This window comes from Nocardioides sp. GCM10030259 (assembly GCF_042666375.1).
Lineage (GTDB): Bacteria > Actinomycetota > Actinomycetes > Propionibacteriales > Nocardioidaceae > Nocardioides.
This window is the reverse complement of record NZ_JBHTDF010000005.1, coordinates 13,606-38,327: the sequence shown is the minus strand read 5'-3', so window position 1 is coordinate 38,327 and position 24,722 is coordinate 13,606. Positions and strand designations below refer to the sequence as shown.

Below are 24,722 nucleotides of genomic sequence, written 5' to 3'. Positions count from 1 at the left end.
TCCTTGGGCTGTGGCAGGCTGTCCGCACCATGGCAGGTACCTCGAAGCCCCGCGCGGCGGACGTCCTCGGTCGCGTCACCCTGGTGACGGGCAAGGAGGAGTTCCTGCGCGAGCGCACGGTCACCACCGTGCGCGACGCCGTCCGCGGCCACGACGCCGACGCGGAGATGGCGGAGACCCGCGGCTCCGACCTGACGATGGCGACGCTCGGCGAGCTGGCGGCGCCGTCCCTCTTCTCCTCGACCCGGTGCGTGGTCGTGCGCGCCCTCGAGGACCTTCCCGAGGAGTCGGTCGACGGCCTGCTCGGCTACGCCGCCTCGCCCGTCGACGACGTCGCGCTGGTGCTCATGCACAGCGGCGGCACCAAGGGCTCCGGGGTGCTCACCAAGCTGCGCAAGCTCGATCCGGTCGTCGAGGTGAAGGTCGCGGAGCTGCGTCCGTCGGAGTTCCCGGCGTTCGTCGCCAACGAGGCCCGCAGCCACGGCGCCACGCTCGAGCAGGAGGCGGCCGACCTGCTGGTCCAGGCGGTCGGCCAGGACCTGCGCTCCCTGGCGGCCGCGGCCGACCAGCTCGCGAGCGACTTCCACGGCCAGACGCTCACGGCCGAGATCGTGAAGCGCTACTTCGGCGGCCGCGCGGAGGCGAAGTCCTTCGCGGTTGCCGACGCGGCCATGTGGGGACGACGCACGGTCGCCCTCGAGGAGCTGCGCTGGGCGCTCGACGGCGGGACGGCGCCGGTGCTCGTGACCTCGGCGTTCGCCGGGGGAGCGCGCGGGGTGGCTCGCTACAAGGCGGCGCCGCGCGGCATGCGCGATGCCGATCTGGCCCGCGAGGTCGGCGTCCCGCCGTGGAAGCTGCGCACGATCCGCGACCAGTCCCGCGGCTGGTCCGACGGCGGCATCGCCCGCGCCATCCGGGCCATCGCACAGGCCGACGCCGACATCAAGGGCGCGGCCAGCGACGCTTCGTACACGCTCGAGCGCCTCGTCCTCACGGTCACGGGCCTTCGCGACCAGCGCTGAAATGACGACGACCCGCCCGACGTCAGTCGGACGGGTCGTCGGGACGACCGATCGGTGAGGATCAGAGAGAGGCGGCCTTCTTGGCGATCGCGGACTTGCGGTTCGCGGCCTGGTTCTTGTGGATGACGCCCTTGGAGGCGGCCTTGTCGAGCTTCTTGGCGGCGTCCTGACCGAGCTTGACCGCGGTCTCCTTGTCGCCGGCCGCGGCGGCCTCACGGAACTTGCGGACGGCGGTCTTCAGGCTGGTCTTGACGGCCTTGTTGCGCTCGTGCCGCTTCTCGTTCTGCTTGTTCCGCTTGATCTGGGACTTGATGTTCGCCACTTGGTACGCCTTCGTGATGGTGGTGTGATCGGTCGGTTCGTCTGGGGCGCGGTCGATGGACATGCCTCTCGACACGCGACGGACAAGGCTAGCAGCGACGCTCGGGAGCGCCCAAATCTCAGAGGTTGCAGGGCCCGAGCTCGCTCAGGACCAGCCCCGCCGCGCGGACAGCCACCGCCAGCAGACCTCGCCCTGCCAGCGCTGGACCTCGCGGATGTACGGCGAGGACGACGGTACCGGCTGTGCCGCGGAGTGCAGGAAGTAGCCGGTGACCAGCGCGAGCACGATGTCGACCGCCTCGGCGGGGACCTCCGCGGTGAGCGGGTGCGCGGCCAGCGCCGCCTCGACGTCCAGGCCGTCGCCGCGCGGCCCGATCATCAGGAAGAGGGTGTCCAGCCAGGCGGCGCCGCGCACGGGCCAGTTCCAGTCGCAGAGCAGCACCCGGCCGTCGGAGCACAGCATCACGTTGTCGTCGCGGACGTCGGTGTGGACGAGCGTCTCGCCGTCGGCGACCTCGCCATATCTCGCGGCGAGCCCGGCGGCCTCGTCGAGGTGTTCGGACAGGCCGGGGAGGTCGGGGGAGCCCGCGCGCACCTTCCCCCAGTACGCCGGCCAGTCGGCGAAGTCGGCCACGAAGGACGCCGCCTCGAGCCCGTCGGGCGCCGGGGTGAGCGCCTCCGCCATCCGCGCGGTCAGCGTGAGGCAGGCGTCGAGGTCGGCCTGCCGCCACGGCCGGGACGGCTGCCGCGCCTCGACGTGCTCGAGGCCGAGCACCACCCAGTCGTCGGCGTCGTGGAGCCACAGCAGCCGCGGCGCGGGCGCGTCCCCGGGGAGTGCCGCGAGCTTGCGGGCCTCCTCGCGGTAGGCCTCGGCGAACATCCGCTGCGCCCGCGTCGACGCGGCCTTGACGAAGTGGCGGCTGCCGTCGGCGCAGTCCAGCACCGAGGCGAAGCCGGGGGTGAACCCGGCCCCCTGCGACTCGGCCGACACCACCGGCGACCCGCACTGCTCCTCGACCAGCGCCCGCACGTGCGGTGGCAGGTGCGCCCACTCGAGGCGGCGGGCGGTGCGGCCGTGCGGGATCGTGGACGGGAGGGCGGGGGTGCTCACCGCGCCATCCTCGACCACGGCCGCGGGGTGCCGCGAACCGGTTACGGGTGCGACCAGGCGTAGGCGTCGGTGGGAGGAACTCCCCAGGCGCGACCGGCGAGTGAGGTTTTCGAGCCCCACGATGGAACAATGGCCGGATCATGAGCGCACCGCAGCCCGGACACACGCCGCCGGCGATCATCCGCAACTTCTGCATCATCGCCCACATCGACCACGGCAAGTCGACGCTGGCCGACCGGATGCTGCAGCTGACGGGCGTGGTCGACGAGCGCAGCGCCCGGGCGCAGTACCTCGACCGGATGGACATCGAGCGCGAGCGCGGCATCACGATCAAGAGCCAGGCGGTCCGGATGCCCTGGACCGTCCCGGCCGGCAACGAGCAGGACGCCGAGCCCGGCACCTACGTGCTCAACATGATCGACACCCCGGGCCACGTCGACTTCACCTACGAGGTCTCCCGGTCGCTCGAGGCGTGCGAGGCCGCGATCCTGCTCGTCGACGCCGCCCAGGGCATCGAGGCGCAGACGCTCGCGAACCTCTACCTCGCGATGGGCGCCGACCTGCACATCATCCCGGTGCTCAACAAGATCGACCTGCCGAGCGCCAACCCCGAGAAGTACGCCGCGGAGCTCGCCGGCCTGGTCGGCTGCGACCCGAGCGAGGTGCTCCAGGTCAGTGCCAAGACCGGCCTGGGCGTCGAGTCCCTGCTCAACGAGATCGTCAAGCAGACCCCGCCGCCGGTCGGTGAGGCCGACAAGCCGGCACGCGCGCTGATCTTCGACTCGGTGTACGACACCTACCGCGGCGTCGTCACCTACGTGCGCGTCATCGACGGCAAGCTCACCCACCGCGACCGCATCAAGATGATGTCGACCGGCGCCACCCACGAGCTCCTCGAGCTCGGCGTGATCAGCCCCGAGCAGGTGAAGGCCGGTGAGGTCGGCGTCGGCGAGGTCGGCTACCTGATCACCGGCGTGAAGGACGTCCGCCAGTCCCGGGTCGGCGACACCGTCACCACCCAGCACGGCGGCGCGACCGAGGCGCTCGGCGGCTACAAGCACCCCAACCCGATGGTCTACGCCGGGCTCTACCCGATCGACGGCGACCAGTTCGGCGACCTGCGCGAGGCGCTGGAGAAGCTCCAGCTCAACGACGCCGCGCTGACCTACGAGCCCGAGACCTCCGGTGCGCTCGGGTTCGGCTTCCGCTGCGGCTTCCTCGGCCTGCTGCACATGGAGATCACCCGCGACCGGCTGGAGCGCGAGTTCGGCCTCGATCTGATCTCGACGGCGCCGAACGTCGTCTACAGCGTGCTGATGGAGGACGGCTCCGAGGTCGAGGTGACCAACCCGAGCGAGTTCCCCGACGGCAAGATCGCCGAGGTCCGCGAGCCGGTCGTCAAGGCGACGATCCTGAGCCCGAGCGACTTCATCGGCACGATCATGGAGCTCTGCCAGACCAAGCGCGGCTCGCTCCAGGGCATGGACTACCTGTCCGAGGACCGGGTCGAGATGCGCTACACGCTGCCGATGGGCGAGATCGTCTTCGACTTCTTCGACCAGCTGAAGTCGCGCACCAAGGGCTACGCCTCGCTCGACTACGAGCGCTCGGGCGAGCAGGCCGCCGACCTGGTCAAGGTCGACGTCCTGCTCCAGGGCGAGCCCGTCGACGCGTTCTCGGCCATCGTGCACCGCGAGGCCGCCTACTCGTACGGCGTGATGATGGCCGGCAAGCTCAAGGAGCTGATCCCGCGGCAGCAGTTCGAGGTGCCGATCCAGGCCGCCATCGGTGCCCGCGTGATCGCCCGGGAGAACATCCGGGCGATCCGCAAGGACGTGCTCGCCAAGTGCTACGGCGGTGACATCACCCGCAAGCGGAAGCTGCTCGAGAAGCAGAAGGCCGGCAAGAAGCGGATGAAGAACATCGGCACGGTCGAGGTGCCGCCGGAGGCCTTCGTCGCTGCCCTGTCGACCACGCAGCCCTCCGAGAAGCCCAAGAAGTGACGGTCCTCAGGTCGTGACCGTGCCCTCGAGGATCGCCTCGAGCGCCGCCCGGTGGCGGGCGTAGGCCTTCCTGCCCTCACGGGTCGCCTGGTACGTCGTGGCGCTGCCGCGACCGCGACCGTTCTTGCGGACGGTGACGTAGCCGGCGGTGACCAGCGCGGACATCTGCTTCGACAGGTCGGACTCGCTCACGTCGAGGTGGTCGCGCAGCACGGCGAAGTCCGCCGCGGTGGCCCGGGTCAGCAGCGCCATCGCCGCGAGCCGCTTCGGCGCCGTGAGGGCGGGGTCGAGCCCGTCGAGGGCGCTCATGCCAGCCGGGTCCGGGCGCGGGCGGCGGCGCCGGCGTAGACGCGCTCGTACCACCCGATGCCGAGGGTGACCGCGACCAGGACGAAGACCACGGCCGCCCACGTGGCGACGTTCGCGACGAGGGCCGTGGCGCCGAGGACGATCGCTGCCGCTGTGAGGACGAAGCAGAGGATCGCGGCCCGGAACTCGCGCGGCGCCGAGCCGGTCGGCATCACGCCGCCGCGGTAGCCGACGTACCAGCGCAGGAAGGCGAGCTCGATCGCGATCAGACCGACGGCGCCCGCCATCCGGGTCGCGTCCTCCAGCTCCGCGAGCACGAGGGTGAGCAGGGCGGCCCAGGTGCCCACCGCGAACGGGTACCACCGCGGCGTCGGCGGGTAGTCGATCCAGGGCGCGGCCTCCGCGCGGTCGGCCTTGCGCAGGGTCCTGCGGATCTCGTCGCTTTCCATGACGGAAAGTTATCGAATGCTTTCCGGATCGGCAAGTGATCGGGCTGGTTCGGTCTGGTGGGATGGGAACGTGTCGATCACGCTCCCCGAGACGTTCATGGCGTACGCCGCGCGCGGGTCGGACTTCGCCGACTGGCTCGACCGGCTTCCCGGCCTGCTGCGCGACCTGCTGGAGGAGTGGGAGCTGACCGTGGACGGCGAGGCCGGCCACGGGCAGTGCGCGGTCGTCGTACCGGTGCGGACGGGCTCGGGGCGGCCCGCCGTCCTCAAGGTCGGGTGGCCGCACTGGGAGGCCGAGCACGAGCACCTGGCTCTGCAGCACTGGCGCGGCCGCGGCGCGGTGCAGCTGCTGCGCGCCGACCCGCGCCGGTTCACGTTGCTGCTCGAGCGGCTGCACCGCGAGGACCTGACGGAGCTGTGGGACATCGAGGCCTGCGAGGTCGTCGGAGGTCTGTACCAGCGGCTGCACCTGCCCGCCCCGCCCCAGCTGACGACGCTGTCCTCGTGCGTGCGGCGGTGGTCCGAGGAGCTGGCCGCCCTGCCGAGGGACGCGCCGCTGCCCCGACGTCTCGTCGAGCAGGCGGCGTCGATCGGCCGCGACCTCGCGGCGGACGCCGGCACCGACGGCCGGATGATCCACTCCGACCTCCACTACGAGAACGTGCTCGCGGCGGACCGGGAGCCCTGGCTGGCCATCGATCCCAAGCCGTTGAGCGGGGACCCGCACTACGAGGTCGCGCCGATGCTCTGGAACCGCTGGGAGGAGCTGACCGCCGGTCCGCGGAGCGTCCGCGACGGCGTCCGGCTCCGGTTCCACACCCTGGTCGATGTGGCCGGGCTGGACGAGCGACGGGCCCGCGACATGGTGGTGCTCCGGATGCTCTGCAACGCGCTGTGGTGGCTCCAGGACCCGTCCGGGACCGGCAGCGGGACGGAGACCGACGACTACCTGACCATGTGCCTGACGATCGCGAAGTCGGTGCAGGACTGAGGGTGCGGAGAAACCTCGGAGCGAGGAAACTCACTCTTGCTACCCGCGAGTTGCGAAAGTGATCTAGGTTACTCGGCAACCATTTCCCCATGCCCTTTCTCGGCAGCCCAGCAGGAGTGAGATGTCAGCCCAGGCCAGTGCCACGCCCGTCGACCCGACCTTCGTCGACAACCTGACCCAGAACTTCGCGGTGCAGTTCCTCGACCGCGTCGCAGCCTCCGCCGACCACGAGGCGTTCCGCTTCCCCCGTGGGGAGACCTGGGAGTCCGTCACCTGGCGCCAGGCCGGTGACATCGTCGAGCGCCTGGCGGCCGGCCTGCTCTCCCTCGGCATCGAGTCCGAGCAGCGCGTCGGCATCGCCTCGGCCACCCGCTACGAGTGGATCCTCGCCGACCTGGCGATCATGTGCGCCGCCGGCGCGACGACCACCGTCTACCCCACGACCAACGCCGAGGACACGACGTACATCCTCGCGGACGCCGAGTGCCGCGTCGTCTTCGCGGAGGACGACGAGCAGATCGCCAAGCTCACGGCCAACAAGGCCGAGCTGCCCCACGTCAGCAAGGTCGTCACCTTCGACGGGAAGGCCGACGGCGACTGGATCATCGGTCTCGACGACCTCGCGAAGCTGGGCGACGCATACCTCGCCGAGCACCCCGGCATCATCGAGGAGACCGCGAAGGCGATCGCTCCCGACCAGCTCGCGACGCTGATCTACACGTCCGGCACGACCGGCCGCCCGAAGGGCGTGCGGCTGCTGCACAGGTCGTGGGTCTACGAGGGCACGGCGATCCAGGTGCAGAACATCCTCGACGAGCGCGACCTGCAGTTCCTGTGGCTGCCGATGGCGCACTCGTTCGGCAAGGTGCTGCTCTCGGCCCAGCTCGCCTGCGGCTTCGCGACCGCGATCGACGGCCGCGTCGACAAGATCGTCGACAACCTGGGCGTGGTGAAGCCGACGTTCATGGGCGCGGCCCCGCGCATCTTCGAGAAGGCCTACGCGCGCATCGTCACGATGCAGGCGGCCGAGGGCGGTGCGAAGGAGAAGATCTTCAAGAAGGCCTTCGAGGTCGGGCTGAAGGTCGACGAGCTCAAGCGGCAGGGCAAGTCGGTGCCGTTCCTGCTCAACCTCCAGCACGGCCTCTTCGACAAGCTGGTCTTCAGCAAGGTGCGCGAGCGCTTCGGCGGCCGGGTGCGCTTCTTCATCTCCGGCTCGGCGGCGCTCAACCCCGAGATCGGCGCGTGGTTCCACGCCGCCGGCATCCTCATCCTCGAGGGCTACGGCATGACCGAGAACGCCGCGGGCGCCACGGTCAACCACCCCGACGACTACAAGATGGGCACGGTCGGCCCCGCGCTGCCGGGCGCCGAGGTCAAGATCGGGGAGAACGACGAGGTCATGCTGCGCGGCCCGCACATCATGGCCGGCTACCACAACCTCCCCGAGGAGACCGCGAAGACGCTGACCGACGACGGCTGGCTGCACACCGGCGACAAGGGCAGCCTCGACGCCGACGGCTTCCTGACGATCACCGGCCGGATCAAGGAGCTCTTCAAGACCTCCGGCGGCAAGTACGTCGCGCCGCCGGCGATCGAGTCGAAGTTCAAGGCGATCTGCCCCTACGTCAGCCAGTTCCTGGTCTTCGGCAACGAGCGCAACTTCGTCTCGGCGCTGGTCACCCTCGACCCCGACGCGATGGCGGCCTGGGCAGAGGAGAACGGCATGGCCGGCGCGTCGTACACCGACATCGTGAGCTCCGACGCGGTCCAGAAGATGGTCGGGGAGTACATCGACGAGCTCAACGGCAAGCTCAACCGGTGGGAGACCATCAAGAAGTGGAAGATCCTCGACCACGACCTCACCATCGAGTCGGGCGAGCTGACCCCCTCGATGAAGGTCAAGCGCAACGTCGTGGAGGAGCGCAACAAGGCGTTGATCGAGAGCTTCTACAGTTAGCGAGCCGGTGGTCGAGCTTGTCGAGACCCCGGAAGTGACGCAGGGCGGTGGCCATCGTGGTCGCCGCCCTGCGTCATCTCGCCGGGTCTCGACACGCGGGTCGCGACTTCGCAAGCTCAGTCGCGCCGCTTGCTCCTTGCGTTGAGCCTGTCGAAACGACCACCAATAGCCGATCCGCTGACGCGTCTCGGTTGACCCGTTCGAACAGATGTTCGATGATGGGGTGTGGCACCACGCATCGACACCCCCGGCGCCGCCGCCCAGGCGGTGGACCAGATCCAGCAGCTGCGGACCCGGATCTCGCGGTTGCAGGAGAGTACGCCGTCGGCGATGCCGCTCGAGACCCACCCCGCGCTCGCGGGGCTGGTGCAGCTGCGGGCCGGCGCGGCGTACTCCGTCGACAGCGCGACGCTGGCCCTGGCGCTGCTGGCCGGCCCGTCGCGGGCAGGTGGCTGGTGCGCGGCGGTGGGCGTCGCCGACTTCGGGGCCGAGGCGGCCGCGGCGCTCGGGGTCGACCTCGGGCGCACCGTGCTGGTGCCCGACCCGGGTGACCAGTGGCTGGAGGTCACCGCAGCCCTGGTCGACGTGACGACCGTCGTGCTCGTCCGGCCCACCGGCAGGGTGGCGCCCCAGGCCGCGGAGAAGCTCGCCGCTCGGCTCCGCAAGCGTGGCGCCGCACTGGTGGCGTGGGGGGAGTGGCCGCGCAGCGAGGTGCGGCTGACCACCCGCGACCCCGCCTGGGGCGGGGTCGGGCAGGGCGACGGCCACCTCCGCTCCCGGCGCATCCTCGTCGAGGCCCATCGCGGCTCGGCGCCGCCGCGTCGCGGAGCGCTGTGGTTCCCCGCCGAGGACCAGACCTACCGGCCCGTCGAGCAGGTGGCTCCCGTCGCCGCTCCCGTGGAGGGAGTTGCATGAGGTGCGCGTGATGGTCGTCTGGTGCCCGGACTGGCCGGTGGTCGCCGCACTGGCCGACGAGGGGCTGCCCACCCACCTCCCGGCGGCGGTCTTCCACGCCAACCTCGTGCAGTCGGGCAACGCGGCCGCCCGCTCCTTCGGCGTACGCCGTGGCATGAGGCGCCGCGACGCGCAGGCGCGCTGCCCCGAGCTGGAGGTCTTCCAGGCCACCCCGGAACGGGACTCCCGGACCTTCGAGACGGTGCTCGCCGCGGTCGAGGAGCAGCACCCCGGGGTCGCGCCACTGCGCCCGGGGCTGGCCGCGCTGCGCTCGCCCCGGCGGGTCCGCGGCGGCGAGACGACCGCGGCGGCGCTGCTCGCCGAGCGCCTGGTCGAGCTCGGCGTCTGGGACTCCCGGATGGGCGTGGCCGACGAGCTGTTCACCGCCGAGCAGGCTGCCCGCCAGGCGTCGTCGCAGGACTGCCGCGTGATCGCGCCGGGGGAGTCGGTGCCGTTCCTGCGCGAGCTGCCGGTCGAGGCGATCGACGACGCCGATGCGGTCAGCCTGCTGCGCCGACTGGGCCTGCGCACCCTCGGCGAGCTGGCGGACCTGCCGGCGGCAGCGGTCCGTGACCGGCTCGGGCCGCGGGTCGCGTGGGTGCACCGGGTCGTGGGCGGCGCCGGCGCCGTGCCCCTCGCCACCCGCACCCCACCACCCGAGCTCGCCCGCCACGTCGACTTCGAGCCGCCGCTCGACAACGCCGAGACGATCACGTTCAGCGCCCGCCAGACCGCCGACCGGGTCGTCGCCGGTCTGGCCGCCCAGCAGCTGGTGTGCACCGAGGTGCGGATCGATGCGTACGTCGAGGGCTCGGACGACGTGGTGTCGTCACGGCACTGGCTGCACCCGCGCTGGTTCACCGCCGCGGACCTGGTCGACCGGCTGCACTGGCAGCTCCAAGGTGGGTTCAGGGCCGGGGAGGTCCGCGCCCCGGTGAGCCGGGTGCTGTTCACGCCGGTGACGGTGGTGCCCGACGCCGTGCACGCCGACGGGCTGTGGGGCGGCACCGACGAGCGGGTGCAGCGCGGCATCGCCCGGGTGCAGGGCATGCTCGGCCACGAGGCGGTCGTCCAGCCGGTGCTCCAGGGTGGCCGGGCGCCCGCGGACCGGCAGGCGCTGGTGCCGTGGGGCGAGAAGCCGACCGGGCTGCGCCCGGCGAGCCACCCGTGGCCGGGGTCGATCCCGCCGCCCGCGCCCGCCCGGGTGCTGGCCACGCCGTGGCCGGCCGAGGTCGTCGGCTCCGGCGGTCGCCCGGTCGCGGTCGACGACCGGGGCGCGGTGCTCGGCGAGCCGGCGCGCTTCCGGCCGGAGCCCGGCGACTGGCAGCCGGTCGCCGCCTGGGCGGGTCCGTGGCCGGTCGAGGAGCTGTGGTGGGAGGCGAGCCCGCGGAGGGTCGCCCGCTTCCAGGTGGTCGGTGTCGACGGTCGGGCGTGGCTGATGACGTGGGAGTCGCCGGACTCCTGGTGGACGGAAGCTGCGTACGACTGATGGGCTGGAGCAACCCGAACATCTCCTGGGGCGAGTTGGAGAAGCGGCTCTCCGGACGGCTCACCACGCCCCAGGACCCCGAGGCTCCGATCTCGCAGCGCAAGCGCAAGCGCGAGAAGGTCGAGGTCGAGCGGCCGGCCGGGTGGGTCACGCCGTACGCCGAGCTGCACTGCCACTCCAACTTCAGCTTCCTCGATGGCGCGAGCGGACCCGACCACCTGGTGCTGGAGGCGATCCGGCTCGGGCTGCACGCGCTGGCGATCACCGACCACGACGGGTTCTACGGCGCGCCGCTCTTCGCCGAGACCGCCCAGCTGCACGGCGGCATCAGCACGATCTACGGCTCCGAGCTCTCCCTCGGGCTGACCCGACCGCAGAACGGCGTCGCCGACCCCGAGGGCAGCCACCTGCTGGTGCTCGCCCGCGGGGTCGAGGGCTACCACCGGCTGGCCGGCGCGATCACCGACGCCCAGCTCCGGGGTGACGAGAAGGGCAGACCCCACTACGACGAGCGCGAGCTGGCCGAGCGAGCCGAGGGGCACTGGCTGGTCCTCACCGGCTGCCGCAAGGGCGCGGTCCGGCAGGCGCTTACACGGGATGGACCAGGGGGCGGACCGTCGTACGCCGCCAACGAGCTCGATCGGCTCGTCGGGCTCTTCGGCCGCGAGCACGTCGCGGTGGAGCTGACCGACCACGGTCACCCGACCGACAGCCGCCACAACGACCTGCTCGCCGCGATCGCCGCGGAGCGCGGGCTACCGGTGGTGGCGACCAACAACGTCCACCACGCCACCCCCGACCGCCACCGGCTGGCCGGGGCGATGGCGGCGGTGCGGGCCCGGCGCAGCCTGGCCGAGATGGACGGCTGGCTGCCGGCCTCCGGCGGTGCCTGCCTGCGGTCGGGGGAGGAGATGGCGCGGCGGTTCGCCCGCTATCCCGGTGCGGTGGCCAGATCGGTCGAGCTCGCCGACCAGGTCGCGTTCGACCTGCAGAAGGCGACGCCCCGGCTGCCCAAGTCGGTCCCGCCCGGCCACACCCAGATCAGCTGGCTGCGGGAGCTGACCGAGCGCGGGTTCGCGCAGCGCTACGCCGGCACCGAGCTCGAGGCGGAGGCGCGGGCCAAGGTCGACCACGAGCTGAAGGTGATCGAGGAGAAGGACTTCGCCGGCTACTTCGTGATCGTCCACGACATCGTGGAGTTCGCGCGGTCGAAGGGAATCCTCTGCCAGGGCAGGGGATCGGCCGCCAGCTCGGCGGTCTGCTTCGCGCTCGGCATCACCGCGATCGACCCGGTCTTCTACCGGCTGCCGTTCGAGCGGTTCATCTCCGAGCACCGCGACGAGGAGCCCGACATCGACGTCGACTTCGACTCCGACCGGCGCGAGGAGGTGATCCAGTGGGTCTACGACAAGTACGGCCGCCACAACGCCGCGCAGGTCGCGAACGTCGTCGGCTACCGCCCCAAGATGGCGGTCCGCGACGCCGCCAAGGCGCTGGGCCACTCGCCGGGCCAGCAGGACGCATGGTCCAAGCAGATCACCAGCTGGACGAAGGTCGCTGCCGACGGCGACCACGGCGTACCCAGGCCGGTGGTCGAGCTCGCCAACGAGTTCCTCGGGGCGCCGCGGCACCTCGGCATCCACTCCGGCGGGATGGTGCTCACCGAGCGGCCGATCGGCGAGGTCGTGCCGATCGAGCGGGCGCGGATGGAGAAGCGCACGGTGCTGCAGTGGGACAAGGACGCCTGCGAGTTCATGGGGCTGGTGAAGTTCGACCTGCTCGGCCTCGGCATGCTCGGCGCGCTCGACCACATGATGCGGATCGTCGAGGAGCACCTGGGCGAGCACTGGGAGCTCGAGACGATCCCCAAGGAGGAGTCCGCGGTCTACGACATGCTCTGCCGCGCCGACTCGGTCGGGGTGTTCCAGGTCGAGAGTCGCGCGCAGATCGGCACGCTGCCGCGGCTCCAGCCGCGCGCGTTCTACGACCTCGCCATCGAGATCGCGCTGATCCGTCCCGGACCGATCCAGGGCGGCGCCGTGCACCCCTACGTACGCCGCGCGACCGGTCGCGAGGAGGTCACCTACGCCCACCCGATGCTGGAGCCGGTGCTCGGGCGCACCCTCGGCGTACCCCTCTTCCAGGAGCAGCTGATGGACATGGCGCGGGTGCTCGGCGACTGCTCGCGCGACGAGGCCGACCTGCTGCGCCGGGCGATGGGCTCCAAGCGCGGTGTCGAGCGGATCGAGTCGATCAAGGAGAAGCTCTACGCCGGCATGCGTGCCAAGGGCCTGGTGGGCGACGAGGCCGACGCGATCTACCTGAAGATCCTGTCCTTCGCGAACTTCGGCTTCGCGGAGAGCCACGCGCTCTCCTTCGCCAAGCTCGTCTACGCGAGCTCGTGGTGCAAGCTGCACTACCCGGGGGCGTTCCTGGCGGCGCTGCTGCGCAACCAGCCGATGGGGTTCTACTCGCCGCAGTCGCTGACCCACGACGCCCGCCGCCACGGCGTCGAGGTGCTGCGGCCCGACCTGGCGCGCTCCGCCGCGCTGGCCGACCTCGAGCCGCTCGGCTCCGACCGGGGACCGACGGGTCTCGACGCCTGCCTCCACGACGGGTCCCGCACAGCGTGGGTGCCCGGCACCCCCGACCCCACGCCGGAGCACCGTCGCGACACGGCGTACGCCGTACGGCTGGGTCTCGACTCGGTCCGCGGCATCGGCAAGGCGGTGGCCGAGCGGATCGTGGCGGCCCGCGCGGAGCGGCCGTTCACCGACCAGGCCGACCTGTCCCGCCGCGCCGGCCTGGACGCCCGGCAGCTGGAGGCCCTCGCGACGGCGGGGGTGTTCGACGAGTCGTTCGGGGTGTCGCGCCGCCAGGCGCTGTGGAACGCCGGCTGGACCGAGGGAGAGGAGCACCTGCCCGGCGTCCGGGTCACCGCGGACGCCCCGATGCTGCCCGACATGGACGTCGTCGAGACGACGATGGCCGACCTGTGGGCCACCGGCATCACGCCCGACGACCACCCGGTCGGGCTGCTGCGCGAGGCGCTGAGCGCGGCGGGGATCCGCTCGGTCGCCGATACCGCGACCGCCGAGCCGGGCCGCAGGATCCACGTCGCTGGGCTGGTCACCCACCGGCAGCGGCCGGGCACCGCCGGTGGGGTCACGTTCCTCAACCTCGAGGACGAGACCGGCATGCTCAACGTGATCTGCACGGCCGGGCTGTGGCGGCGCTACCGGCAGGTGGCCGCGAGCTCGGCGGGCATGGTGATCCGCGGGGTGCTGGAGCGCCAGGACGGTGTCACCAACCTGGTCGCCGACCGGCTCGCGCCTCTCGAGGAGGTGCACCCGTCGGCCGGCCGGGCGCTCCGGTCCCGGCACCGCTCACGGGACTTCCACTGACGCCCCACAGCAACCGCTCAGGTCCTCGGAGTGTGATGTCCCCATGACCGACGAACGAGAAGAGCACGACCTCGGCCTCTCCCACGACCTCCCGCGGATCCTCGGACGCCGCGGCCTGCTCAGCATGTTCGGCGCCGTCGGCATCGCGGCCGTCGCCGTCGGGTGCGGGACCGACGAGCCGACGTCCACCTCGTCCACCTCGTCGCAGCCGACGCCGCCGCAGGGTGGCGGCCCCGGCGGTGGCGGTGCCGAGTCGTCGGTCGACGTCGCGGAGGGTGAGATCCCCGAGGAGACGGCCGGCCCCTACCCCGGCGACGGGTCCAACGGCGTCAACGTCCTCACCGAGTCCGGCGTGGTGCGCAGTGACCTCACCACGTCGTTCGGCTCGGCGTCCGGTGTCGCCGAGGGCGTCCCGATCACGATCGAGCTGAAGGTCTACGACCTGAACGGCGCGGATGCGACCGCGCTCGCCGGCGCCGCGGTCTACCTGTGGCACTGCGACCGCGACGGCCGCTACTCGATGTACGACGACGAGATCAAGGACGAGAACTACCTGCGCGGCGTCCAGGAGACCGACGACTCCGGCCGGGTGACCTTCACGAGCATCTTCCCGGCCTGCTACGACGGCCGCTGGCCGCACATGCACTTCGAGGTCTACCAGTCGCTCGCCGACGCCACGACGTACACCAACAAGCTGCGCACCTCCCAGCTCGCGCTGCCCCAGGACGTCTGCGACACCGTCTACGCCTCGGAGGGCTACCAGCAGTCGGTCACCAACCTCGCCGGCGTCGGCCTCGACACCGACATGGTCTTCTCCGACGGCCACTCCCTCCAGATGGCGACCGTCACCGGCTCCGTCGACGACGGCTACACGATCTCCCTCAACGTCCCGGTCTAGGTCGAATCGACCGGCGGAACTCCCGACTCGACCTGGTGGGAGGATGTCCGTGTGCCGTCAGCCCTGCCCGCCGGTGATCCGGTACCTGAGGACGGGGCGCTGCCGGGGAGCGCTGTGGAGGGGCTCGGGGAGCGTCCGTTCGGGATCTATGTCCACGTGCCCTTCTGCACGGTGCGCTGCGGCTACTGCGACTTCAACACCTACACGGCCGAGGAGCTCGGACCGGCCGGTGGGGCGCCGGGGGCGAGCCGGGCGACGTACGCCGAGGCCGCGATCGCGGAGGTACGCCGCGCCCGCCGCGCGCTCGGCGACGCCGACCTGCCGGTCCGCACGATCTTCTTCGGCGGCGGCACGCCGACGCTGCTGAGCACCGGCGACCTCGGGGCGATCGTGGCGGCGATCGCGGGCGAGTTCGGGCTGGCCGAGGACGTCGAGGTGACGGCGGAGTCCAACCCCGACAGCGTCGCGTACTGGGACCTCGAGGCGCTGCGCGGGGCGGGCTTCAACCGGATCTCCTTCGGCATGCAGTCCGCGGTCGACCACGTGCTGAAGGTCCTCGAGCGCACCCACGACCCGCTGCGAGTCCCGGCCGTCGTCGACTGGGCCCGCCAGGCCGGCTTCGAGCAGGTCAGCCTCGACCTCATCTACGGCACGCCGGGGGAGTCGGTCGCGGACTGGGAGACCAGCGTCGAGGCCGCGCTCGCCTGCCGGCCGGACCATGTCTCGGCGTACTCGCTCATCGTCGAGGAGGGCACCGCCCTCGCCCGCCGGGTCAAGCGCGGCGAGCTGCCGATGCCGGAGGACGACGACCTCGCCGACAAGTACCTCCTCGTCGACGAGCGCCTCGGGTCGGCCGGGCTGGAGTGGTACGAGGTCTCCAACTGGGCGAGGGGCGAGGCCAGCCGCTGCCGCCACAACCTCCTCTACTGGACCGGCGGCGACTGGTGGGGCATCGGCCCCGGCGCCCACTCCCACGTCGGCGGCGTGCGCTGGTGGAACGTCAAGCACCCAGCGGCGTACGCCGAGCGCATCGCCCGCGGCGTCACGCCGGCCCACGCCCGGGAGGTCCTCGACGACGAGAGCCGCCGGGTGGAGCGGGTGCTGCTCGAGCTGCGCCTGCGTGACGGGCTGCCCGTGCACGTCCTCGACGCGAGCGGCCGCTCCGCCGTCGCGCGGCTCGTCGACGAGGGGCTGCTGACCCGGCACGCGGAGCGGCTGGTGCCGACCCGCCAGGGCCGGCTGCTCGCCGACGCCGTGGTCCGCGACCTGCTGCCCTGACGGCACTAGGGTGACGCCATGACCCAGGGCCCGGACGACCAGGACCACAACCCGCCGCCGCAGGAGCAGCCCGCGCCGCCGCCGTACGGCGCGCCGCCGCCGCAACCGCAGCCGGGCCCGCAGGGCTACCCCGGGCAGGGCTATCCCCAGCAGGGCTACCCCCAGCCCGGCTACCCCGTCGGCCCGTACGGCGTGAGCCCGCAGGCGCCGTACGGCGTGGACCCGAGGACCGGCCTGCCGTTCTCCGACAAGCAGAAGCTGGTCGCCGGCCTGCTGCAGATCCTGATCCCGCTGGGCATCGGCCGCTTCTACATCGGCGACACCAAGATCGGTGTCTGGCAGCTGGTGGTCACGATCTTCACCTGCGGCATCGGCGCGCTGTGGCCGTTCATCGACGGCATCATCATCCTCGCCACCGACAGCAAGGACGCAAACGGCTACCCGCTGCGGAGCTAGACAATGGGACCGGGACGACGACTGGGTTTCGAGACGGCTCGCTCAGCCCTCGCAGGCTCGGCCTGAGCCGAGCCCCTCAACCTCACCGCCTGACGCTCGTCCTTCGCAGGCTCAGTCCGAGCTGGCGGTGACGAAGTCGATCAGCTCCTCGACCCGGCCGAGCAGGGCCGGCTCGAGGTCCTGGTACGACGAGACCCGCCCGAGGATCTGCTTCCACGCGCGGGCGATGTCGGCCTGGTCGCGGTGCGGCCAGCCGAGCTGCTGGCAGACGCCCTTCTTCCACTCGATGTGGCGGGGTACGTCGGGCCAGCGCTGCAGCCCCAGCCGGTCGGGCCGGACCGCGGCCCAGATGTCGATGAACGGGTGGCCGACGATCAGCACGTGCTGGCCGATCGGGGACTTGGTGATGCCCTGCGCGATCCGGCTCTCCTTCGAGCCCGGCACCAGGTGGTCGACCAGCACGCCGACCTTGCGGTCGGGGCCCGGGCGGAAGTCGCGGAGCTCGGCGGCGAGGTCGTCGACACCGCCGAGGAACTCGACCGCCACCCCCTCGATGCGCAGGTCGTCGCCCCAGACCTTCTCGACGAGCTCGGCGTCGTGGCGGCCCTCGACGAAGATCCGGCTGGCCCGCGCCACCCGGGCCTTCGCGTCGTGCACCGCGATCGAGCCCGACGCCGTGTGGGTCGGGCGGGCCGGCGCGCCCTGGCGCACCGGAGCGGTGAGGATCACCGGCCGCCCCTCGAGCAGGAAGCCCGGCCCGAGCGGGAACGTGCGCCGCTTGTTGCGCCGGTCCTCGAGGGTGACGGTGTGCAGGTCGCGGTCGACGGCGACGATCTCGCCGACCCAGTCGGTGGTGACCTCCTCGACCACGGCGCCGATCTGCGCCGGCGCCTCGACGGCGCGGCCGCGCTTCGGGGCGCGCCAGTCGCCGGCCAGGACGTCACTGCCGTAACGGTCTGCGGGGGTCACCCGCCTCACGCTAGGCGGGACCGCCGACAGTCCCGGGGTGGCGCGCCGTCAGTCCTCGTCGCCCGGATCGTCGTCATTGTCACGTTTGGTCGACTGCTCCGGCGTCTTGCCGCCATGCATGTCCAGCTCCTCGGCGGACTTCGCCTCGTCGTCGTCGAGCTCCTGGGCCAGCGGGTTGTCGTCGGTCGGCTGGAGCTCCTCGGGCAGCTCCTCGTCGGTGATCCCCGCGTCGGTCTCGTCCTCGTGGTTGCTCATGCCCGGGCCGTACCCCGTTCGGCCTCACACCAGCGGCAGCCGGCGCTGGCTCCGGGGGAGCTGCTCGTAGCCACGGCGTACGGCGTGCGCGAGCTCCGTGCGCGGGTAGGGCCACTCGGCGGCCTCGAGCGCCTCGTCGAGGGGTACGCCGCGGGTCGCCAGGTCGCGGATCGTCTCCGCGACCACGCCGATCGTGTTGCGCTGGTCCTCGACGAACTCCCGGTCGACCGGCGCTCCGTGCCCGGGCACGACCACGGTCGCCGCCGCGGTCAGGCCGAGCACGATGTCCAGGCTGAGCGGCCAGTCCATCGGGTAGCAGTCCGGGCCGAAGCCGGGCACGTGTCCGCGGATCGCGGACTCCTCGACGAGGTCGCCGGCCAGCACGACGTCGGCGTCCGGCACCCGCACGACGAGGTCGCCGCCGGTGTGGCCGCGTCCGGGGTGCACGAGCTCGACCTGCCGGTCGCCGAGGTCGAGCGCGACCGCGGAGGAGAAGGTCCGGTCGGCCGGCACGATCGTGGTGGCCTGCACCTCGTCGCGGTGCGGGTCGTCCGGCTCCTCGTCGTACAGCCCCTTGATCCGCTCGCCGGCGGGCACGGTCCGCTCGGCCGCCACCTCGTGGGCGTGGATGGGGATGTCGCCGTACTCGTCGCGGAAGGCCCCGTTGCCGAAGGTGTGGTCGAAGTGCTCGTGCGTGTTGACGACGCCGACGATCCGGCCGGCACCGAGGCGGCGTACGTCGTCGATGACCCCTCGCGCCGCGAGCTCGGAGGCGTGCGTGTCGACGACCAGGAGCCCCCGGTCACCGCCGACCAGCGTCACGTTGACGTCGAACCATTCGTAGCGCGCGACCCAGACCCGGTCGCCGACCTCGGTGAAGTCCACCGAGTCAGCGTAGGCCTTCAGCAGATCCCAGCGTGCAGGCTGCGGCGGAGCAGCTCGCCGAGCTCGGCGAGGTCGCGGGCCGTGTGGGGGAAGGCGATCGAGCGCTCGTGCGCGCCGGTGGCGTCCACCCACTGCACGGTGACGCCGGCCGGAGTGAGCCGGGCGATCCGGGCGCCGAGCAGCTCGGCCGGGCGGGTGCCGCTGCCGAGCGCGACCGCCTGGCGCAGCTCCGCCTCGTGGCAGTCGTTGGCGTGCTCGACGGATCGCTGGAGGTGGCCGCGGTTGAGGTGGTGCTCGCGGCTGCGGTAGGCGTCGAGGGGGACCCGGAGCTGCCGGTCGGGGGCGCCCGGCGTGAGGGTCGGCCGCGCCAGCAGCACGAAGTTGAGGTCGAGCGTGACGACGTGGCGCATCTCGTCGCAGCAGTCGCAGTGCTCGAAGCCGGTGCGCTCGAGACGGCCGGCCAGCGTCAGCGTGTCGAGCCGTGCCTGGCTGCCGCCCGGGCCGAGCCCGCTGGTCACGGTCAGCAGCGCGCTGCTGTGCGACGCGGCGGCTCGGGCGACGGGGGACCCGGCGCTGGCCACGAACGTCGGCGTACCCCGGTGGTCGGTGAGGCCGAGCCGCTCGTCTTCGCCGACGGCGTGCTCCTCGCCGTCGATCACCAGGCTGACGGTCGCGGGGCAGGCGAGGATGCTGCGGGCGTCGTTCGCGATCAGGCGCGCGTCGATGTCGGGGGTGGGATGCTCGGTCGTGGTCACCGGGACTCCGTCCGGACGAGGATCGTGACTTAGGTAAGCCTAACCTACTCCGGTTCGATCCGTGGTGGGCAGCGGCGTTCCACGATGTGACCGCGGCGGCCGTTGGGTACTCTTGGCACTCGGGTCGGCTGAGTGCCAAGGAGCACGCCCGGCAGGGCAGGAACGACGAGCAGGAACGGCGAGGAGGCGGGCGGTGCAGGAGGAGCGCAGGCTGGCCGTGCTGCGCGCGATCGTCGAGGACTACGTCACGACCGAGGAGCCCGTCGGCTCCAAGGCCCTCGTCGAGCGGCACGGTCTCGGGGTGTCGCCTGCGACGGTGCGCAACGACATGGCGGCGCTCGAGGACGAGGGCTACATCACCCAGCCCCACACCAGCGCCGGTCGCGTGCCGACCGACAAGGGCTACCGGCTCTTCGTGGACCGGCTCACGACCGTCAAGCCGATGACCGCCGCCGAGCGGCGCGCGATCGCGACGATCCTCGACGGGGCGGTCGACCTCGACGACGTCGTGCAGCGGTCCGTACGGCTGCTCTCGCAGCTGACCCGGCAGGTCGCGATCGTGCAGTACCCCACGCTCTCGCGCTCCACCGTCCGCCACGTCGAGCTGGTCGCGCTCGCACCGAACCGCCTGCTCCTGGTGCTGATCCTCAGCACCGGCCGCGTCGAGCAGCGCCTCGTCGAGCTCGGCACCGACCTCGACGACGAGGTGCTCGGCGACCTCCGCTCGCTCGTCAACCGGGCCGCCACCGGCCAGGTGATCGCCGAGGCGTCCGCGGCGCTCGCCGGGCTGGTCTCCGACGGTCCGGTGTCGTCGGCGACGACGGCGGTCGTCGAGACGCTGCTCGAGGCGATGTCGGACCACCGCTCCGACGAGCGCATCGCCGTGGGTGGCGCCGCCAACCTGGCGAGGTACGGCGACAGCTTCGACTCGGCCGTCCGGCCGCTGCTCGAGGCGCTCGAGGAGCACGTCGTGCTGCTCAAGCTCATCGGCGAGGCGAGCACCGCCGAGCCGATCACCGTGCGCATCGGCCACGAGGGCCCCTACCAGCAGCTCGCGTCGACGAGCGTGGTCGCCGCCGGCTACGGCCCCGGCGAGGAGGCGTTCGCCCGGCTCGGCATCGTGGGACCCACCCGCATGGACTACCCCGGCAGCATCGCCGCCGTGCGTGCCGTCGCCCGCTACGTGTCCCGGATCCTCGACGAGGCCTGACGCGCTGCCGTCGGCGGGGTACATCCGGGCACATCCGAGAACGACCACGAAGGAACACACTTGAGTCAGGACCTGTACGAGCTCCTCGGTGTCGACCGCGACGCGGACGCCGACGCGGTCAAGAAGGCCTACCGTCGGCTCGCGCGCCAGTACCACCCCGACGTCAACCCGGACCCCGACGCGCAGGATCGGTTCAAGGACATCTCGCGCGCCTACGAGGTGCTGTCCGACCCGCAGAAGCGCGCGGCGTACGACCGCGGCGGCGACCCGTTCGTCGGCGCCGGCGGCTTCGGCCAGGGCGCGGGCTTCTCGTTCACGGACATCATGGACGCGTTCTTCGGCGGTGCCGCGAGCGGCGCCGGCGGCCGCGGCCCGCGGTCGCGGCAGCGGCGCGGCCAGGACGCGCTGATCCGGCTCGAGGTCGAGCTCGCCGAGGCGGCGTTCGGCGTCTCGCGCGAGCTGAAGGTCGACACCGCGGTGCGCTGCTCGACCTGCCACGGCGACGGCGCCGCGCCCGGCACCCAGCCGGTGCCGTGCGAGACCTGCCACGGCCAGGGCGAGGTCGCGCACGTGCAGCGCTCGTTCCTCGGCGAGATCCGCACGCTGCGGCCGTGCGCCGCCTGCCGCGGGTTCGGGACGATCATCCCGGACCCGTGCCGCGAGTGCTCCGGTGACGGCCGGGTCCGGTCGCGCCGCACCCTGACCGTCAAGATCCCGGCCGGGGTCGACACGGGCACCCGCGTGCAGCTGACCGGCGAGGGCGAGGTCGGACCCGGTGGTGGCCCCGCCGGTGACCTGTACGTCGAGATCCTCGTCGCCGCCCACGACGTGTTCACGCGCCACGGCAACGACCTGCACACGACGGTCACGCTGCCGATGACCGCGGCGGCGCTCGGCACCACGGTCACGCTGCCGACGCTGGAGGCCGACGTCGTCACCGATGACGAGCCGCAGACCGAGGTCGAGACCAGCGTCGACCTCGACATCCGCACCGGCACGCAGTCGGGCACCGAGCAGGTGCTCCGTGGCCGCGGCGTACCCGGCCTGCGTGGCGGTCGCGGCGACCTGATCGTCACGGTCGTCGTGGAGACGCCGACGGCGCTCGACCCGCGGCAGGAGGAGCTGCTCCGGGAGCTGGCGGCGATCCGCGACGAGGAGAAGCCGTCAGGCCAGGTGCGCCCCGGCAACAAGTCGATGTTCGGCCGGCTCCGCGACGCGTTCAACGCGCATTGAGTCGGATGTCGCTCCCGGTCCACCTCGTCCCGTCGCTGGCGGGCGTCGGCGTGGGCGACGTCGTGACGGTCGACGGTGACGAGGCGCACCACGCCGTCGCCGTACGCCGCCTGCGGGTCGGCGAGCAGGTCGTGCTCACCGACGGGGCGGGCGTCTCGGTGCAGGGGCCGGTGGCGTCGACCGGCAAGCGGGTCTTCACGCTGACCGTCGAGTCGGTCGACGCGCACGAGCCGCCGGCGCCCGAGGTCGTGGTGGTGCAGGCGATCCCGAAGGGCGACCGCGGCGAGCTCGCGGTCGAGGTGCTCACCGAGGTCGGTGCCGCGCGGATCGTGCCGTGGGCCGCGTCCCGCAGCGTCGCGGTCTGGAAGGGCGATCGGGCCGGGAAGTCCCTGGCGAAGTGGCGCGCCACCGCGCGCGAGGCCGCCAAGCAGGCGCGGCGGTCGTGGTTCCCGGAGGTGTCCGAGATGGCCACGACCGCCGGCGTCGCCGACTTGGTCGCGGACGCCGCGCTCGCGGTCGTCCTCCACGAGGAGTCGTCGACCCCCTTCGCGGACCTGGCCGTCCCGGCCACGGGCCGCATCGTCGTGATCGTCGGGCCCGAGGGCGGGCTCACCGCCGAGGAGGTCGACGCGTTCGTGGCCGCCGGTGCGGTCTCCGTGCGGCTCGGTGCCGAGGTGCTGCGTACGTCGACCGCCGGCCTCGCCGCCGTCGCCGCGCTGCTGGCGCAGACCCCACGCTGGGGCTAGCGGCGCGATCGGAGGACGGACCTCCCGGGCGGTCCTGCCGGTTCCGGGCCGCTGCAACGGCCTAGCGCGCCAGCAGCGTCTCGACCCGGGCGATCTCGTCGTCCAGCCCGGACCGCTCGGCCGGAGACAGGTCGCGGAAGAGCTCCACGATCTGCACGCGGTCGTCCTCGGCGCGCCACAGGCCGGTGAGCCAGCCGTCGACGAAGACCGTCATCGCGACGCCGCCGTTGCGACCCATCCAGCGGGAGCGGTGCTCGGGCTCGGTGACCCGGTCGCGGGCGGCGTGGGAGAGCCAGACGTTGTCGTAGGTGCCGAGCAGCCGGGGCGGCACGGGTGCGTCCTCGTCCTCGATCGCGCCGCCGGGCACGTCGAAGAGGACCTTCCCGGCCTCGTCCTCGTGGCGCTCCAGGTCGGACATCCCCGCGAGCACCGGGCCCAGCCTGGTGACGCCCGACCAGGCGGTGACGTCGGCCGCGGAGGCCGGACCGTAGGCCGCGAGGTAGCGCCGCACGATCCCCGGGACGTCGGGCTCGGTCAGGGGCGCGCCGACCCAGCGCTCGAGGTCCTCGTAGACGAGCCCCCCGGTGCCCTTCCAGGTGCCGCGCGGCGGCAGCTGGACCAGGGGCACCAGCCCGCGGGCGACGACGGCCCGGTCGCCGGGCGGCAGGTCGGGCAGCGCCTCGCCGACGGCCGCCGACAGGTCGCGCTGGGCGACGGGCCCGTCGGCGAGCGCCTCGCGGACGGCAGCGCGGACCCGGTCGGCGTCGGCCGGAGCATGGTTGCGCAGGACCTTGTCGATGACCGGCTGGGTCCACCACCGCAACGCCAGCGCGTCGGCAGGCTCGAGCAGGTGGATCGTGCCGCGCATCGTGAGCAGCCGGACGAGCGAGCGGTCCTCGAGCAACCGCGTGACGGCGTACGGATCGAGGTCGGTGAGCCGGGCGTGGAGTGACAGGTACGGCGGGAGCGTCTCCTGCGCCTGCAGCCCGACCACGTGCCGCGTGAGGTCCTCCGGGGTGGCGTCGACGCGCGAGAGCAGGTGCTGGCGGCGCAGCAGCGTGCGGTTGAGCCGCCGCCGCGTCAGCCTCATCCGACCGTGATCGACTTGGTGTCGACCGTCGGACCGCCGCCCTCGCCGCCCGACGGGTCGTCGGTCATCGCGACGAACGTGTACGAGCCCGGCTCCAGGTCGGACACGTCGACCTCGGCCTGCCACGGGTAGAGCTTGTCGATCCAGCCCTCGGCGGTCACGAAGCCCTCCTTCACGACCTCGCCGTCGGCGCCGCCCTTGCGGATCTCCCACGGCGTGGTGGCCTCGAAGGAGCTCGAGACGCCCTCGGCGGTGAAGGTGCCGCTGACGGTGCCGCCCTCGCCGGGGGTGGTGACGTTGACGAGGGCGCGTACGTCGAGCTCGGGGTCGTTGCTCACCTCGCCGGCCAGCCCGAAGAGGTCGGCCGGGGCGCCGTCGAGCGTGATCGCGACCGGAAGTCGCTTCTGGGCGATGCCCTGGACCGTGTAGACCATCTGCTGGGTGGCCAGCCGCGCCTCGCGCTGCGACATCCCGTCGGGTGCGACCGTCCACGACTCGTCGGGCAGCCCGACGGTGATCAGGTCGGCGGCGACGTCGACGCTCACGAAGCTGCCGCCGCCGGGGTAGAGCGTCGAGTAGTCGGGGTCGAGCGCGTCGCCGGAGGTCACCAGCTCCAGCGCCTCCACGGCCGTGTCGTCGGCCGCGACCTCGCGGAACTCGCGGAAGAGCCGGGGTCCCTGCGGGGTCTCGCCGACGAAGTAGACCGGAGCCGCGACGGTCGCCGGCGCCTCCGAGGTGGGCTCGGAGGGCTCGGAGGGCTCGGACGGCTCGTCGGTCTGGGTGGGCTCCTCGGTCGACTCGGTCGCCGTGCTGCTCGCCGGTGTCGGGTCGCTGTCGTTGCCGCAGGCGGTCAGCACGGTCAGCGCGAGGGCGGGGAGCGTCAGGGCTGCAGCGAGCCGGGTGCGGGACATGCTCTCCATCATTCCGGTCCTCCTCG

General features: G+C 72.4%; 23 protein-coding genes. 13 read left to right on the top strand and 10 right to left on the bottom strand.

Annotated elements, in window-relative coordinates:
• Positions 1 to 29 precede the first annotated feature (29 nt).
• Positions 30 to 1,022 (top strand): DNA polymerase III subunit delta, encoded by a 993-nt coding sequence (gene holA, locus ACFQQI_RS04700; RefSeq protein ID WP_378558681.1) that lies wholly within the window; start codon positions 30 to 32, stop codon positions 1,020 to 1,022.
• Positions 1,023 to 1,083: 61 nt separating this feature from the next.
• Here holA and rpsT read toward each other — a convergent pair whose 3' ends face one another.
• Complete coding sequence (rpsT, locus tag ACFQQI_RS04695) at positions 1,084 to 1,344, bottom strand: 30S ribosomal protein S20 (RefSeq protein ID WP_378558678.1); 261 nt, start codon at positions 1,342 to 1,344, stop codon at positions 1,084 to 1,086.
• Between the two features lie 144 nt (positions 1,345 to 1,488).
• Complete coding sequence (locus tag ACFQQI_RS04690; protein ID WP_378558675.1) at positions 1,489 to 2,454, bottom strand: phosphotransferase family protein; 966 nt, start codon at positions 2,452 to 2,454, stop codon at positions 1,489 to 1,491.
• A gap of 140 nt (positions 2,455 to 2,594) precedes the next feature.
• On the opposite strand from ACFQQI_RS04690, the gene lepA reads away from it, so the two are divergent.
• The gene (gene lepA, locus ACFQQI_RS04685) at positions 2,595 to 4,457 is read left to right on the top strand and encodes a translation elongation factor 4 (RefSeq protein ID WP_378558672.1); all 1,863 of its coding nucleotides are present in this window, start codon (positions 2,595 to 2,597) and stop codon (positions 4,455 to 4,457) included.
• A gap of 6 nt (positions 4,458 to 4,463) precedes the next feature.
• On the opposite strand, the gene ACFQQI_RS04680 is transcribed toward lepA, so the two are convergent.
• A complete protein-coding gene (locus ACFQQI_RS04680; RefSeq protein WP_378558669.1) occupies positions 4,464 to 4,766 on the bottom strand; it encodes a transcriptional regulator in 303 nt (100 codons plus the stop codon).
• Positions 4,763 to 5,215, bottom strand: a complete 453-nt coding sequence (locus ACFQQI_RS04675) for a hypothetical protein (protein ID WP_378558666.1) — start codon at positions 5,213 to 5,215, stop codon at positions 4,763 to 4,765. The genes ACFQQI_RS04680 and ACFQQI_RS04675 overlap by 4 nt, the downstream gene beginning before the upstream one ends.
• Before the next feature lie 70 nt (positions 5,216 to 5,285).
• Between ACFQQI_RS04675 and ACFQQI_RS04670 the strand changes: the two genes are divergently transcribed.
• The 8 genes from ACFQQI_RS04670 to ACFQQI_RS04635 all read left to right on the top strand — a co-directional run bounded on the left by ACFQQI_RS04670 (position 5,286) and on the right by ACFQQI_RS04635 (position 16,642).
• Complete coding sequence (locus ACFQQI_RS04670) at positions 5,286 to 6,206, top strand: aminoglycoside phosphotransferase family protein (protein ID WP_378558663.1); 921 nt, start codon at positions 5,286 to 5,288, stop codon at positions 6,204 to 6,206.
• Between the two features lie 121 nt (positions 6,207 to 6,327).
• Positions 6,328 to 8,163, top strand: coding sequence for an AMP-dependent synthetase/ligase (locus ACFQQI_RS04665; RefSeq protein ID WP_378558661.1), 1,836 nt, complete (start codon positions 6,328 to 6,330; stop codon positions 8,161 to 8,163).
• Between the two features lie 225 nt (positions 8,164 to 8,388).
• The gene (locus ACFQQI_RS04660; protein WP_378558658.1) at positions 8,389 to 9,078 is read left to right on the top strand and encodes a hypothetical protein; all 690 of its coding nucleotides are present in this window, start codon (positions 8,389 to 8,391) and stop codon (positions 9,076 to 9,078) included.
• A gap of 10 nt (positions 9,079 to 9,088) precedes the next feature.
• On the top strand, positions 9,089 to 10,606 hold the full coding sequence (locus tag ACFQQI_RS04655; protein WP_378559866.1) for a DNA polymerase Y family protein: 1,518 nt from the start codon (positions 9,089 to 9,091) through the stop codon (positions 10,604 to 10,606).
• A complete protein-coding gene (locus ACFQQI_RS04650) occupies positions 10,606 to 14,010 on the top strand; it encodes an error-prone DNA polymerase (RefSeq protein WP_378559863.1) in 3,405 nt (1,134 codons plus the stop codon). The genes ACFQQI_RS04655 and ACFQQI_RS04650 overlap by 1 nt, the downstream gene beginning before the upstream one ends.
• A gap of 43 nt (positions 14,011 to 14,053) precedes the next feature.
• Entirely contained in the window at positions 14,054 to 14,908 is an 855-nt protein-coding gene (locus tag ACFQQI_RS04645) for a 3,4-dioxygenase subunit beta (protein WP_378558655.1), read from the top strand.
• A 51-nt stretch (positions 14,909 to 14,959) separates the two neighbouring features.
• Complete coding sequence (gene hemW / locus ACFQQI_RS04640) at positions 14,960 to 16,186, top strand: radical SAM family heme chaperone HemW (protein ID WP_378558652.1); 1,227 nt, start codon at positions 14,960 to 14,962, stop codon at positions 16,184 to 16,186.
• 18 nt (positions 16,187 to 16,204) lie between these two features.
• Positions 16,205 to 16,642, top strand: a complete 438-nt coding sequence (locus ACFQQI_RS04635) for a TM2 domain-containing protein (protein ID WP_378558649.1) — start codon at positions 16,205 to 16,207, stop codon at positions 16,640 to 16,642.
• Between the two features lie 111 nt (positions 16,643 to 16,753).
• Here the strand turns inward: ACFQQI_RS04635 and ACFQQI_RS04630 are convergent, their stop codons facing one another.
• The 4 genes from ACFQQI_RS04630 to ACFQQI_RS04615 are packed head-to-tail and all read right to left on the bottom strand — an operon-like array spanning position 16,754 to position 19,506.
• Complete coding sequence (locus ACFQQI_RS04630) at positions 16,754 to 17,611, bottom strand: DUF3097 domain-containing protein (protein ID WP_378558647.1); 858 nt, start codon at positions 17,609 to 17,611, stop codon at positions 16,754 to 16,756.
• Between the two features lie 48 nt (positions 17,612 to 17,659).
• Positions 17,660 to 17,866 (bottom strand): hypothetical protein, encoded by a 207-nt coding sequence (locus tag ACFQQI_RS04625; RefSeq protein WP_378558644.1) that lies wholly within the window; start codon positions 17,864 to 17,866, stop codon positions 17,660 to 17,662.
• Between the two features lie 24 nt (positions 17,867 to 17,890).
• Positions 17,891 to 18,751, bottom strand: a complete 861-nt coding sequence (locus ACFQQI_RS04620; protein ID WP_378558642.1) for an MBL fold metallo-hydrolase — start codon at positions 18,749 to 18,751, stop codon at positions 17,891 to 17,893.
• Between the two features lie 17 nt (positions 18,752 to 18,768).
• On the bottom strand, positions 18,769 to 19,506 hold the full coding sequence (locus ACFQQI_RS04615) for a hypothetical protein (protein ID WP_378558639.1): 738 nt from the start codon (positions 19,504 to 19,506) through the stop codon (positions 18,769 to 18,771).
• Positions 19,507 to 19,699: 193 nt separating this feature from the next.
• Here ACFQQI_RS04615 and hrcA point away from each other — a divergent pair, with 193 nt between their 5' ends.
• The 3 genes from hrcA to ACFQQI_RS04600 are packed head-to-tail and all read left to right on the top strand — an operon-like array spanning position 19,700 to position 22,695.
• Positions 19,700 to 20,716, top strand: coding sequence for a heat-inducible transcriptional repressor HrcA (gene hrcA / locus ACFQQI_RS04610; RefSeq protein ID WP_378558636.1), 1,017 nt, complete (start codon positions 19,700 to 19,702; stop codon positions 20,714 to 20,716).
• A gap of 60 nt (positions 20,717 to 20,776) precedes the next feature.
• Entirely contained in the window at positions 20,777 to 21,949 is a 1,173-nt protein-coding gene (gene dnaJ, locus ACFQQI_RS04605) for a molecular chaperone DnaJ (protein ID WP_378558634.1), read from the top strand.
• 5 nt (positions 21,950 to 21,954) lie between these two features.
• The gene (locus ACFQQI_RS04600; protein ID WP_378558631.1) at positions 21,955 to 22,695 is read left to right on the top strand and encodes a 16S rRNA (uracil(1498)-N(3))-methyltransferase; all 741 of its coding nucleotides are present in this window, start codon (positions 21,955 to 21,957) and stop codon (positions 22,693 to 22,695) included.
• Positions 22,696 to 22,756: 61 nt separating this feature from the next.
• Here the strand turns inward: ACFQQI_RS04600 and ACFQQI_RS04595 are convergent, their stop codons facing one another.
• Both ACFQQI_RS04595 and ACFQQI_RS04590 read right to left on the bottom strand, forming a co-directional pair.
• Positions 22,757 to 23,785, bottom strand: a complete 1,029-nt coding sequence (locus tag ACFQQI_RS04595; RefSeq protein ID WP_378558628.1) for a winged helix DNA-binding domain-containing protein — start codon at positions 23,783 to 23,785, stop codon at positions 22,757 to 22,759.
• The gene (locus tag ACFQQI_RS04590) at positions 23,782 to 24,708 is read right to left on the bottom strand and encodes a Gmad2 immunoglobulin-like domain-containing protein (RefSeq protein WP_378558626.1); all 927 of its coding nucleotides are present in this window, start codon (positions 24,706 to 24,708) and stop codon (positions 23,782 to 23,784) included. Before ACFQQI_RS04590 ends, ACFQQI_RS04595 begins: the two co-directional genes overlap by 4 nt.
• Between the last annotated feature and the right edge of the window lie 14 nt (positions 24,709 to 24,722).